11 protein-coding genes are annotated in these 12,271 nt (G+C 57.8%); 4 read left to right on the top strand and 7 right to left on the bottom strand.

The window, feature by feature from the left end:
* Window positions 1–5 precede the first annotated feature (5 nt).
* Complete coding sequence (locus AC50YL_RS16175) at window positions 6–2,042, top strand: peptidoglycan D,D-transpeptidase FtsI family protein (protein WP_494833227.1); 2,037 nt, start codon at window positions 6–8, stop codon at window positions 2,040–2,042.
* Window positions 2,043–2,230: 188 nt separating this feature from the next.
* Here AC50YL_RS16175 and AC50YL_RS16170 read toward each other — a convergent pair whose 3' ends face one another.
* From AC50YL_RS16170 to AC50YL_RS16140, 7 genes are all read right to left on the bottom strand, one after another.
* A complete protein-coding gene (locus AC50YL_RS16170; protein WP_494833226.1) occupies window positions 2,231–3,667 on the bottom strand; it encodes a stalk domain-containing protein in 1,437 nt (478 codons plus the stop codon).
* Window positions 3,668–3,790: 123 nt separating this feature from the next.
* Window positions 3,791–5,179 carry an MBOAT family O-acyltransferase gene (locus AC50YL_RS16165; protein WP_494833225.1) on the bottom strand — a complete coding sequence of 463 codons (1,389 nt, stop codon included), beginning with the start codon at window positions 5,177–5,179 and terminating at the stop codon, window positions 3,791–3,793.
* Window positions 5,180–5,360: 181 nt separating this feature from the next.
* Entirely contained in the window at window positions 5,361–5,999 is a 639-nt protein-coding gene (locus tag AC50YL_RS16160) for a PadR family transcriptional regulator (protein ID WP_494833224.1), read from the bottom strand.
* Window positions 6,000–6,005: 6 nt separating this feature from the next.
* Window positions 6,006–7,613, bottom strand: coding sequence for an MDR family MFS transporter (locus AC50YL_RS16155; RefSeq protein WP_494833423.1), 1,608 nt, complete (start codon window positions 7,611–7,613; stop codon window positions 6,006–6,008).
* 234 nt (window positions 7,614–7,847) lie between these two features.
* Window positions 7,848–8,072: a hypothetical protein gene (locus AC50YL_RS16150; protein ID WP_161742601.1), complete on the bottom strand. Its 225-nt coding sequence runs from the start codon at window positions 8,070–8,072 to the stop codon at window positions 7,848–7,850.
* A gap of 26 nt (window positions 8,073–8,098) precedes the next feature.
* Window positions 8,099–9,088: a lipoate--protein ligase gene (lplA, locus tag AC50YL_RS16145; protein WP_494833223.1), complete on the bottom strand. Its 990-nt coding sequence runs from the start codon at window positions 9,086–9,088 to the stop codon at window positions 8,099–8,101.
* A gap of 221 nt (window positions 9,089–9,309) precedes the next feature.
* Window positions 9,310–9,612 (bottom strand): Dabb family protein, encoded by a 303-nt coding sequence (locus tag AC50YL_RS16140; protein WP_494833222.1) that lies wholly within the window; start codon window positions 9,610–9,612, stop codon window positions 9,310–9,312.
* Between the two features lie 226 nt (window positions 9,613–9,838).
* Between AC50YL_RS16140 and AC50YL_RS16135 the strand changes: the two genes are divergently transcribed.
* The 3 genes from AC50YL_RS16135 (at window position 9,839) to AC50YL_RS16125 (ending at window position 12,204) form a co-directional block, all read left to right on the top strand.
* Window positions 9,839–10,768 (top strand): manganese-dependent inorganic pyrophosphatase, encoded by a 930-nt coding sequence (locus AC50YL_RS16135; protein WP_494833221.1) that lies wholly within the window; start codon window positions 9,839–9,841, stop codon window positions 10,766–10,768.
* 148 nt (window positions 10,769–10,916) lie between these two features.
* Window positions 10,917–11,306, top strand: a complete 390-nt coding sequence (locus tag AC50YL_RS16130) for a MerR family transcriptional regulator (RefSeq protein WP_494833220.1) — start codon at window positions 10,917–10,919, stop codon at window positions 11,304–11,306.
* Between the two features lie 73 nt (window positions 11,307–11,379).
* Window positions 11,380–12,204 (top strand): NAD(P)-dependent oxidoreductase, encoded by an 825-nt coding sequence (locus tag AC50YL_RS16125; protein ID WP_494833219.1) that lies wholly within the window; start codon window positions 11,380–11,382, stop codon window positions 12,202–12,204.
* The last annotated feature ends 67 nt before the right edge of the window (window positions 12,205–12,271 follow it).

Here is a 12,271-nt window from a genome sequence, read left to right as displayed (position 1 = left end):
CAGGCATGAAGCAGCATGAAGACCCCAAAGTCCAAGCCGCCCGTAACCGGAACTCGTTTACGCTGCGATTGAATATGTTTTTCGGCATCACCTTTCTCTTGTTCAGCATCCTGATCGTCCGGCTCGCGATCTTGCAGTTCGTCGACGGTCCGACGCTGCAGGACGAGTTCGACAAGAACAGCACCAGACCCGTGAAAATCCCGCCGATTCGCGGCAACATCCTGGATTCCAAGGGCGCGCCGCTGGCGTACTCGACGTCGACGCAATCGCTCTACTTCACCATCCAGCCTGGCTTCAAGAAGGCGGATGCGGATAAGCTGGCGCAGCAGCTGCTGGATATCTTCAAGAGGCTCGGCAAGCCGGAGCAGGCGATCACGCTCGAGGAAATCAAGAAACGGATGGACATGGACCATATCCAAAATACGTATTCGGTGCCGCGCCGCATCAAGATCGGCCTGTCGCAGGACGAGATCGCTTATTTCGCCGAGAATCGCGAGCAGTATCCGGGCATCGACATCGTCGAGGAGAGCGTCCGGAACTACGACAAGGACGACGTCGCGGTGCAGCTGGTCGGCTATCTCAAGAAATACCGCGGCGTGAAAGAAACCATGACGAAGTACAAGGACACCACGGAAGAAGAGGACACCAAGAAGCAGTATCTGGACGACGAGGACGTCGGCGTCGACGGACTTGAATACATGTACCAGGATTTGCTTCGCGGGCAGAACGGGGTCAAGCTCTATCCCGTCAACGCGCAGAACACGATCATCGGACCGCCTACCGTTACCGTGCCCGTGAAGGGCGACAATCTCTACCTGACGATCGACAAACGGGTGCAGATGCTGACGCAGCAGGCGATCATGGATCACCTGGACTTCATGAAGCACGCGACCTCCGGCTCGTGGGTGGACGGCGCGGATGCCACGACGGGCTACGCGGTCGCGATGGAAGTGAAGACGGGCAAGGTCGTGGCGATGGCCAGCATGCCGGATTACGACCCTAACGTCTGGTCGGGCGGCACCATCAGCACGGAAGATTTGAAGGCGATCCAGTATTTCCAAACGAACGGCACGATTCGCCAATCCTATCCGCCTTATGACGACGACAAGGAGCGCAACCGCCATCCTTCTTCGATGGTGCCGCTCGGATCGACGCAGAAGCCGTTATCGGTATTGCTCGGCTTGAACGAAAACTTGATCACGACGCATACGCTTTATCAAGATAGCGGCGTCTTCTACTTCGGCAAAGCGGGCCATCAGGTCGCGATCCACGACTCGCAGGGCCATGCCTACGGCACGATCGATCCGGCGGCGGCGATCGCGCATTCGTCCAATACGTTCATGGCTTCCGAGATCGGCAATGGGCTGTACAAAAAATACGACGGCAGCATCAAGGGGGTCGACGTCTGGGACGGCTACATGAAGCAGTTCGGCTTGGGCGTCTTGACGGGCAGCGGGCTGCCGGGCGAAAACACCGGCGTTATCGACTATTACCACGAGGCGGAGAACGCGAGCCCGCAGTCCGCGCTTATCCGGGCTTCGTTCGGCCAGCAGGCCAAATACACGACGCTGCAGCTGGCGCAGTACGCCGCGATGCTCGGCAACCGCGGCAAGCGGATGCAGCCGCAATTCGTCGACAAGGTCGTCGACCAGGAAGGCAAGCTCGTGCAGGGCTACACGCCGAAGATCCTCAATACCGTCTCCTTCCCGAAGGCGTTCTGGGATGAGATCGACGACGGCATGAGCAAGGTTTCCGTCCAGGGCTTCGACGACTTCAAGTATGATTTCCTGCGGAAAACGGGGACGTCCGAGCAGGATGTCGGCGACCGGAAGAAGGTCGAGAATTCCGTGTTTATCGCGCTCGCGCCGGCGGAGGATCCCGTTCTCGCGGTCGCGGTCGTCGTGCCGGACGGCGGCTTCGGCGCATACGGAGCGGCTCCGATCGCGCGGAAGATCTTCGATGCCTACGACGAATACGTCGGACTCGACGGCACGCCGCATCCGAAAACGCCGGATACGGGCAGCGACGCGGTTAAGCCGTAAGCAATCGAAAAAGAGACCTTGAGAACGCTTGTTCTCAAGGTCTTTTTCGGTTTGCGCCGTATCATTCGCGCGGGGCAAATAACAATTGCGACGTATCTGCGCGGACTGCCATGCGCACTGCGAGCTGCGATTTGCGATCGGACAAGAAGCGAGGAGGAAGTCTCATGCCATCTGCCGAAAACGCCCGTTTACCGCGCGGTCGGCTCCCCGGCGAGCGTGTACCGATAGCTCCAAGCATTCGGCTGTTCCGCGGTTACGCCGAAGCCGAGCAGCGGGGCCAGCTTCAGGAGCGGGATGAACGTCTGGCCGCCGACGAGCCTCGGAGGATATGCCAGCTCCACCGCGTCGCCGTTCTTGACGGCGGCGGTCGTCTTGTCCAGCGTCAGCGTCACCCGGGACGAAGCGCGCGACAGCACGAGCGTCTTCGTCGCTTGATCCCAGGCATACGCGGCGCCCAGCGCCGCGGCGGCTTCCTTCACGGGGACGAGCAGCTCGCCTTCTCCCGGAATGACCAGACCGCCGAAGGACGTTTCCTGCGGTTCCTGCCCGCTCATGCCCGTCAACACGCGGACGCTCTTGGGATCGCCCGATTCCGTCAGCGCGAACGTCCGGACCTGCTCGGCCAGTTCGTCCGACAGCGCCTGCGCATTCGCCGGCGTCATCAAGTAACGCGGATCCCGCTTGCCGATGGCTTGGATGATGCCCGTGTTCACGTCTTGATCGTGATGGGACATATCCTTGTACGAATCGAGGTCGTACGTCCATTCGCCGGCGGTTTGGAAATCGTAGACCTGCGCGTTCGGCAGCGCGTTGAACTGCCCGAACATCCATACGTCCATCTCCAGCTGGTTCCGGTAACGTTCGGCGTTCGTCCGTTCCCAGACGACCTCGCGCAGCACGCTGTACGGCGGGTAGTAGAAAATAAACCGCACGTCCGGATGGGCCTTCGCGAGCGAGAGGACGCGGTCGTTGAAGTTCCGTTTGATCACGTCCAGAGGTTCTTCGTTCAATCCGAAGTAAGCCTCCTCCTGCTGGGCCGTCTCGTAATCCTTCAAGACGGCCTTTTTGCCGAACCGCACGCTGTCGTTCCAATTGTAAAGCTTCTCCAAACTCTGCGAACCCGAGCCGCCGGTCAACGCCTTGGCGATGCCTTTGAAGAATTGGCCGTAGACGTCGTAATTGAGCAAGTAGCGGTAATCGTTCCACCGGTTATCGTCGTAAAGGTAATCCGGGAACGGACCGGCGGCTTCCTGATCGCCCGTCTTCAGCGCGAAATAATCGAGCCCCCAGATCACCTGCTTGACTTTGCCGGTGTCGATCGCCAGCTTGGCGATCTTGTACTGCTCGTCCGCCGTCGATCCGCGGATCGACAGCTTCATGCTCCGGCCGCACAGCGCCTTGTCCACCTCGGAGGGCAGGAAATTCTCCGTCATGGACGTGCCGATAATGATCGTGTCGTAATCGTAATGGAGCGCCAGTCCCGGGTTCTGGTAGCGCTGCTCCGACGAGAACACCGGCTTGTATCCGAACGGCCGATGGTAGAATTGCAAAGGATCGACGAGATAAGTGACGAGCGCCGCCAGCAGGGTAAACGCCGCGGCCAGCAGGACGGTCAAGGCCAGCATCCGCTTGGCCGCTTTCGCGGTTATTCCGGAGCGGGCGGAAGGAAGGGCGGCGTGCGCGCGCGTCGGGATCGGTCGTTTAGGCTGTAAGGGAGCGGGAGTCTGCACGGCAGGTCATCGTCCTTTCTAGAAATTGAAATAGAGGAATTCGCTGATGCGGTTGAAATAGAGCAGCGAGAACACGAACAGCGCGGCCACGGCGACCGCCGAGCGCCAAGTCGGCCGGAACGCGTCGTTCAGCTGCGACGAATTGGAGAAGGCCAGCACGATCGGAAGGAACAGCGCGAGCAGCAGGATCGTCGGGGCGAGCACCCTCAAGTCGACGAGCGATACGCCCTGCAAGCCGGCCATGCCCTTCAGGATGCGGGCGGCTTGTCCCCAGCTGTCGGCGCGAAAGAATACCCACGTGACGTTGATGAACATGAACGTGACGAACCAGGCCAGCCAGCGCGGCAGCGGGCGCCCCAGCTTGCCCCAGAAGCGGTGAACGACTTGTCCGGCGCCGTGGAGCAGCCCCCAGAACAGGAAGGTCCAGCCGGCGCCGTGCCATAATCCGCCGAGCAGGAACGTAATGACGAGATTGCGGAGCATGACCGCTTCGCCGCGCCGGTTGCCGCCGAGGGGGATATAGATATAGTCGCGCAGGAAGCGGCTGAGCGTCATGTGCCAGCGCCGCCAGAAGTCCTGGATGCTAAGCGCCTTGTAAGGCGAATTGAAGTTTTGCGGCAGCTTGATGTTGAAGACCAGCGCGGCGCCGATCGCCATGTCCGTGTAGCCGCTGAAATCGTAATAGAGCTGGAAGGTATACGAGAGGGAAGCGGTCCAGGAGGCGAAAAAATGCGTCGCGCTCGCGAATCCGTCGTTCGCGGCCGCGGCGAACGTATCGGCGATGACGACTTTCTTGAACAAGCCGATGCAGAAGATGTACACGCCCTTCGAGACGTTGCCCCACTGCCAAACTTTATTGCGGAGCCGGTCGAACTGCGGCATCATCTCGCTGTGGTGCAGGATCGGCCCTGCGATGAGATGCGGATAGAAGGTGACGAACAGCATGTAGCTGACGAAATTATATTCGCTCGCTTTGCCCTTGTAGGCATCCGCGAGATAGGCGATTTGCGTGAACGTGAAGAAGCTGATGCCGAGCGGCAGCAGAAGGTGAAGCACCGGGAAGGCATGTCCCGTCCAAGTGGACAGATTGCCGAGAAAGAAGTCGGCGTATTTGTAATAACCGAGCAGCAGCAAATTCCCGCCGATGGCTGCGATCAGGAACGTTTTTCGGTAACGGGCCGCAGCTTCGCCGTTGGCCTGCAGAAGCCGGCCGAACGCGTAGTTGAAGGCGATGGAGCCGAGAATGAGGGGCAGGTAACCGACATTCCACCAGCTGTAGAAGAAGAGCGATGAGAGCGTCAGCCAGCATTTGGCCGCGAAGGTATAGCGGAACCGGTTGAGCAGGAAATAACCGGCGGCCGTAATCGGCCAGAAGGCGAAGATGAACACGTAGGTGTTGAACAACATCGAAAAACGCACGCTCCTCCGAATAATAGCGATTAGCAATGAGGCGGCGACAGCCCCGTCCGTAGCTCTATTATACAGGAACGTCAGATACTGGAATAAGGTTTCAGCATGAATTCGATGCCGGAAATAAAAAAACCGCCCGAATCGAAAGAAATTTCTTTCGATTCGGGCGGCTTGCCGTTCACGTCGGATCCGTCGCGCCCGGCGGATATTTTTTCTCGAATTCCTTCAAACCGGCAACGTAGGCTTGAATTTGCTCTTCGGTCATTTGATGCGATTCGAACAGCTTGCCGGAGCGCGCTTCCTCGAGCAGCTTGAGCAGCCATTCCTTCTCCGTCCGTCCGAATTGGATGAAGCCCTCGATCATGAGCGAGGAGCCGCGGGGAATGATCGAGCCCTTCAGCTCCAGGATCGCTTCCATCCGGGCGAGCCGCGCTTCGCAGGCTTCGAGCTGCTTCAGGACGAGCTTCTCGATCATGGCTTGGTCGCCGTGCCGGACGAAGGGCATCGCCAGAAACAATGGATGCTGCGGGTAGGAGGTCAGCTTGAACTGCTCCTGCAGCAGGGACAGGAACGCCTCGCGGCCGCCCTCCGTGATGCGGTAGATGGTCTTGTCCGGACGGTTCTCGCCGGGAACCGAGACGACTTCCGCCGCCTCGATCAATCCGTCCTGCCGCAGCTGGTCGACCGCGTAATACAGCGAGCCGTCCCGCAGCTTGAAGCTTTCGTTCCAATTGCGGAGCTTGATCGTTTGCCGGATTTCGTAGGGATGCCGTTCGCGCTCCATCAGCAGTCCCAATATCATAAGCCTCATCGACATGCGGGCTTATCCTCCGTGGTAAGACGGCGCCGGTTTGCCGGCTTCGCCGCCGGCTTGCGGACCCGGCTTGCCGGCGGCGCCCGGCGTGCCCTGCGGACCGGATTTATTCACTTCGAGACGGGCGCGGCCCAGCAGAAGCGCGAAGATGATCGCGACGACCGGAAGAATGACCGACCATTGGAAAATCGAGATGATGGAATGCGCGAATTCTTGCAGCAGACTGTTGACGATATCGGCCGGCAGTCCCATTTGCTGCTGAACCTCGGGATCAAGCAGCGCTTGGCCGCCTTTGATTTGAGCGGCAAGCTCGGGCGTCAGGTTGGGCGTATCGGCGATGTTCGATTGGAAGGCCGAGTTCTGGATCGCCCCGAACACCGCGATGCCGAGCGCGGAGCCGATCGTCCGGAAGAACGTGATGAGCGACGACGACGTGCCTTTGTACTGCGGCGGCACGGCGTTCAGCGTGGAGATGTTCAGCAAGGAGAACGATACGCCGATGCCGAGGCCGACGACGATCATGAAGAGCGAGACCACGAGCCGGCTGGTAGTGTCATCCATGACGAAGCCGAGCAGCGCCGTCCCGACGATCAGCATGACCGAGGATACGAGCATGACGTCGCGGTAGCGGAACTTGTTCACGACGCGGCCGCCGATCTGGCTGCTGGCGACGACGCCGAGCATCATCGGAATCATGACGGTGCTCGTCTGGGTGGCCGTCTTATGGAATACGCCTTGGATGAAGAGCGGGATATACGACGCGGCCGCGATCATGACGGCGCCGTACAGCAGGCTGATGGCCATGCTGCTCGTGACGACTTTGTTTTTGAACAGGTCGAGCTTGATGATCGGATCCTTCACGGCGCGTTCGACGAAGAAGAACGCGACCAGGAAAGCCGCCGAAGCCACGAAGAGCAGGATGGTTTTGGCGGAAGCCCATGCCCAGCCGTCCGAACCGCCAAGCTCGAGGCCGAACATCAGGAAGAGCACGAAGCCGGTCAGCATGATCGCGCCGACCCAGTCGATCGACTGCTTGCGGGTGTTCTTGTTCTCCTGATATGCCTTCGCGATGAAAATCACGGACAGGATGCCGATCGGCACGTTGATGTAGAAAATCCAGCGCCAGCTGATATTATCCGTGATCAAGCCGCCCAAGATCGGGCCGAACACGCTGGAAATGCCGAATACGGCGCCGAAGAGACCCATCATTTTGCCGCGTTTCTCGGCCGGGAACAGATCGAAAATGATCGTGAAGACGATCGGCATGAGCGCGCCGCCGCCGATCCCTTGAATCGCGCGGTAAATGATCAGCTGCTCCATGTTCTGCGCCGTTCCGCATAAAATGGAGCCGAGCATGAACAAAATAAGACCGGTCAGGAAAAACCGCTTGCGTCCGTACATATCCGACAGTTTGCCGAAAATCGGCGTCGCCACGACCATCGCGATCATGTACGCGGAGTAAACCCAGATGAATTTGTCGAGGCCTCCGAGCTGCTTGATTATGGTACCCATTGCGGTCGATACGATCGTCTGATCGAGCGCGGCGATGAACAAGCCGAGCATCAGACCCGCAATGACAAGCTTCACGTTGCTGCGATTTGCGTCCAATAGTGTCATCCCTTTCGATTGAGACATACTCAAATTTGATTATCCCTTAGTCATTATACTCAAATTTGAGTTAATGGCAAACTTAATTTTTTATGAAGGCCGGCAGCGGAGGATACGGTGGATTCATCCTGGTTTTCGCTCGCTTGGCGGACGAAGCCGGCATAACGAAATAAAACGGCCGATTTCCTGCCAGGCTCAGCAGGAAATCGGCCGCTTCTCTATCGCGATCCTAGTCGCGCGTTGCTATTCGTTCTCGACGACGCGGGCAACGGGCTTGCCGCAGGTCCGGCATTTGCCGGTCAGCAGCAGCGCGAATTTCTCTTCGCGGATGCTGTAATCCACGATTTCGACCGCGCCGCCGCAATTGCCGCAGAAGACGTTGCGCACAAGCTTGTCCCTGTACTGCTGGGGAATCGCCCTCCACAGCTGCAGTGCTTTGAAGGAAGTGATATTTTCGGGTCGGCTCATCTTCTTCTCTTCACTCCTCGTTCGTTCTAGAATAGCAGCGCCAACCATTCCCCACGGTCCACCGGACCGAAATAGACGGTCAGATCGATGTCCTTCAGCGCCTCCTCGACGGAGGCGGCATCGTACTTCACGCCGGCCAATCTCGCCGTGACGTCGGATACTTCGCCGGTGCCGAAGAAGTCGCCGAATACGGATGCCTCGGCGATGACGCCGTCTTCGACGAGCAGCCGCACGTCGTACGTGCCGGCGGACAGCCGTTTCACCTGGCGCACGTTGAACTTCGGCGAACGGCCGTAGTTCCAGTCCCAGTCGCGGTAACGCTCGTCCGCGAGCTTCCGGACGCCGGCCAGATCCGCCTCCGTCAGCCGGTACTCCGGCACGTCGACGCCGCTGCCGAAGACCGATTCCAGGATGAAGGCCTTGAACTGCTCCATCGTCAGCGGCTCCTTCAGAAACTCCGAGATGTTCGCGACGCGGCTGCGCACGGACTTCGTCGCCTTGGATTCGAATTTCGCCGGATTCACGTTCAGAGCGGATACGATGGCCTCCACTTCGGAATTAAACAGCAGCGTGCCGTGGCTGAACATGACGCCCTTGGATGCGAACTGCGCATTGCCCGAGATTTTGCGTTCGCCGACCTGCAAATCGTTGCGTCCCGTCAGCTCCGCGTCGACGCCGAGCTTGCGCAGCGCTTCGACGACCGGCTCCGTGAATTTGCGGAAGTTATGGAACGACTTGCCGTCGTCCCGGGTGATGAAGCTGAAATTCAGGTTGCCGAGGTCATGGTAGACGGCTCCGCCGCCGGACAGACGGCGGACGACGCGAATGCCGTTTCGTTCGACGAATTCGGCGTTCACTTCCTCGGCGGTATTTTGATTTTTGCCGATGATGATGGACGGTTCGTTGATATAGAAAAGCAGAAAATCCTGCTCGCCAGCCAAATTGCGCAGCGCGTATTCTTCAAGCGCCAAGTTCCAGGATGGATCGTGGCTGTTGCCGTTGTCGATAAATAGCATCGGTCGTTCCTCCAGTAGGTTATTCTGCGAGTGATGGTCGGCGGTGCCGGGCGGAATTCGCTCCGTTATGTTCATTATACCGCCACGAAGCAAACAGGAACAGCCCGGCGCGAACGCCGGGCTGTTCCTGGGGAACGTCAATTTTTAGTAAATCGGGAAATTCTTCCGCTGACGCATTGCGTCTCCGCCGCGTTCAGGCGAATATTTGCCGCGCCGTCCGGTTACCGGATCGGATAGTCCACGACGACGACGTTTTCGAGCACGCCGGCCAGCCCTTTCACGAAATCCTGGTGCAGGGGATGCGGGCCGTAGGCGCGAAGCGCTTCCCGACTCTCGAACGTGACGCGAAGCCCGAGGGAATACCCGTGCTTGTTGTCCGTTTCTTCCGTGACGTTCAGCCCCGCGGTAACCTCGACGAGACCCGGGATTTGGCCTTTGAACGCCAGCAGCTTGCCTATCAGCTCCTGCTCGCGCTCCGGGGTAATGGCGGCATTGAATTTGAAAATGACGAGATGTTCGAACATGGATCTGGCACGCTCCTCGCTTGGAATCGATCGCATGGATCGTTTTAGGTCGTTTTGACAAGCATTATAGCATGTCGGTGCCGTCATGCGAAATGGGGACGGCTTTCGAGGGAGACCGGACAAAGTAATCGTTTTCGATATTTCCGTGTATAGGAATAGGCATTGCAGACATTTAACGGTATAATACCCGTTAGGGTACCAAAATAACTTCGTAAGGAGAACTCAAATGTCAAAAACATTGATTTTCGGCCACAAAAATCCGGATACGGACACCATCTGCTCGGCGATCGCATATGCGGATCTCAAAACGAAGCTCGGTCAAGAGGTCGAAGCGGTTCGTCTTGGCGAAGTAAGCGGCGAAACGCAATACGCGCTGGATCAATTCAAAGCGGCTGCACCGCGTTTGGTGGAGACGGTAGCGAACGAAGCGGGCACGGTCATCCTGGTCGACCATAACGAGCGCCAACAAAGCGCGAGCGACATCGATAAAGTGCGCGTCCTTGAAGTCATCGACCACCACCGGATCGCGAACTTCGAGACGGCTCACCCGCTGTACTACCGCTGCGAGCCTGTCGGCTGCACGGCGACGATACTGAACAAAATGTACAAAGAGAACGGCATCGCGATCGAAAGCGGCATCGCGGGCTTGATGCTCTCCGCCATCATCTCCGATTCGCTGCTGTTCAAATCGCCGACCTGCACGCCGGAAGACGTCGCGGCAGCGCGCGAGCTTGCGGCTATCGCGGGCGTGGACGCGGATACATACGGCTTGGACATGCTCAAAGCCGGCGCCGATCTGAGCCAGAAAACGATCGCGCAGCTGATCTCCCTGGATTCGAAAGAATTCTCGATGGGCGGCAACAAAGTCGAAATCGCGCAAGTGAACGCGGTCGACGTGAACGACGTGCTTTCCCGCCAAGCGGAAGTCGAAGAAGCGCTTAACAAAATCATCGCGGACAAAGGGCTTGACCTGTTCGTCTTCGTCGTAACGGACATCCTGAACAACGATTCCGTCGCCCTGGCGCTCGGCGCCAAAGCAAGCGCGGTCGAAGATGCGTACAGCGTGAAGCTGGACGCCAACAGAGCGGTGCTGAAAGGCGTCGTTTCCCGCAAATCGCAAATCGTTCCGGTGCTGACCGAAACGCTGAGCAAATAAGTTAGCGAAAATACGATCGTTTTCGCGTATGAAGAGCACCCCGAGCAGCCGACTGGCTGGCGGGGTGCTTTTTGCATGCCCTTTACAACGGCACTTTAAGATGCTAAGCTACAAACGCGACGTTAACGTCATGTTTTGGAGGCGACCCGTGAGAGACCAGATGCGCATAGGCGATTTAACCAAACGAGCCGGGGTAACCCATCGCACGGTTCGATATTACGAGAGCATCGGACTGATGCCTTCAGGCGAGCGCGAAGGCAACGGCCAGCATTACTACACCGAAGAGTCGGTTGCGCGCCTTCTGAAAATCGACCAATTAAAGAAGCTCGGACTCAGCCTGGAAGAAATAAGAGACGTGATTGACCTTTATTTCATCGACGCGAGCGGCGTTCGGCCTAAAGAGAAGGTCCTCGCCATCCTGCGGCAGCATTTAACGGAAGCTGACCGTAAGATCGTTGATTTACAGCAATTCCGGGTCGAGTTAGAGGCCAATATCGAACGCTTCGAGCATTGGTTGAAGGAAAACGGGTCGCATTAATTTTTTTTGTTTCAAACATGACGTTGACGTCATGTTCTGGTAGTACGAATTTTCTCTGGGAGGGTGAACGGTAATGAATGACACGATCGGATTCATCGGACTTGGCAATTTGGGGTCGCCAATGGCGGCCAATCTTCTTCATGCCGGATATTCGCTTGCGGTATACAACCGAACGGCGAGTAAAGCCGCATCGCTGGTGACTCGGGGCGCGCGGCTGGCGTCCCGACCGGTCGAGGCCGTAACGGCCGGAGGAATCGTGGCGACTATTTTGTGGGATGATGCTGCCGTGGAAAGCATCGTCATGAGCGATGGCTTTTTAGAGAAGCTTGGAACGGGCGGCGTTCACGTCTCGATGAGCACCGTATCTCCAGAAACATCAATTAAACTTGCAGCCCTTCACGCCGAGCATGGCAGTACCTTGGTGGAAGCGCCGATCTTCGGAGTCCCGCAGGCAGCGGTCGCGCGTCAACTCTCCATTCCCATGGCAGGACCGCGGATGGCCAAGGAACGCGTTAGACCGATTATCGAGGCTATGGGAGGATTGAATATATTCGACTTCGGCGAAGCCGTCGGCGCGGCGAATCAAGTGAAGCTCGTGGGAAATTTCATGATCGCTTCAGCCGTTTACACGATCAGAGAAGGCCTCGCGATGGTCGAGAAGAACGGCGGCGATCCCCAAGCGGCGATCGACATGTTGACCCAAACGCTGTTCAACAGCCCGATCTATAAGAGATACGGCCAGATGGTTGTCGACAAAGAAGATCATCTCTTCACGCAAAACAATATCCCGTATAAGGATGTAGGCATCTTCAAAAAAATGTCGCAACAAGCGGACTTACCCGTTCCTGTGTCAAGTCTATTGCATGACCTATTAGGCCGCGAGCAAGGACAAGGATAACTACACGGCTGGGCAAAAGCAAAACCGGCAGGCTTGGAAGGGAACTTCCAAACCTGCCGGTTTTTTT

The organism is Paenibacillus sp. J22P277 (genome assembly GCF_059383675.1).
The sequence above is the reverse complement of the archived record's forward strand: the minus strand, read 5'-3'. Positions and strand labels throughout refer to the sequence as shown.

What these genes read in the sequence shown, in the direction of transcription:
- AC50YL_RS16175 (WP_494833227.1), top strand. Translation starts at nt 6, where the DNA reads ATGAAGCAGCATGAAGACCCCAAAGTCCAAGCCGCCCGTAACCGGAAC.
- AC50YL_RS16170 (WP_494833226.1), bottom strand. Translation starts at nt 3,667, where the DNA reads ATGCTGGCCTTGACCGTCCTGCTGGCCGCGGCGTTTACCCTGCTGGCG.
- AC50YL_RS16165 (WP_494833225.1), bottom strand. Translation starts at nt 5,179, where the DNA reads ATGTTGTTCAACACCTACGTGTTCATCTTCGCCTTCTGGCCGATTACG.
- AC50YL_RS16160 (WP_494833224.1), bottom strand. Translation starts at nt 5,999, where the DNA reads ATGTCGATGAGGCTTATGATATTGGGACTGCTGATGGAGCGCGAACGG.
- AC50YL_RS16155 (WP_494833423.1), bottom strand. Translation starts at nt 7,613, where the DNA reads ATGACACTATTGGACGCAAATCGCAGCAACGTGAAGCTTGTCATTGCG.
- AC50YL_RS16150 (WP_161742601.1), bottom strand. Translation starts at nt 8,072, where the DNA reads ATGAGCCGACCCGAAAATATCACTTCCTTCAAAGCACTGCAGCTGTGG.
- lplA (WP_494833223.1), bottom strand. Translation starts at nt 9,088, where the DNA reads ATGCTATTTATCGACAACGGCAACAGCCACGATCCATCCTGGAACTTG.
- AC50YL_RS16140 (WP_494833222.1), bottom strand. Translation starts at nt 9,612, where the DNA reads ATGTTCGAACATCTCGTCATTTTCAAATTCAATGCCGCCATTACCCCG.
- AC50YL_RS16135 (WP_494833221.1), top strand. Translation starts at nt 9,839, where the DNA reads ATGTCAAAAACATTGATTTTCGGCCACAAAAATCCGGATACGGACACC.
- AC50YL_RS16125 (WP_494833219.1), top strand. Translation starts at nt 11,380, where the DNA reads ATGAATGACACGATCGGATTCATCGGACTTGGCAATTTGGGGTCGCCA.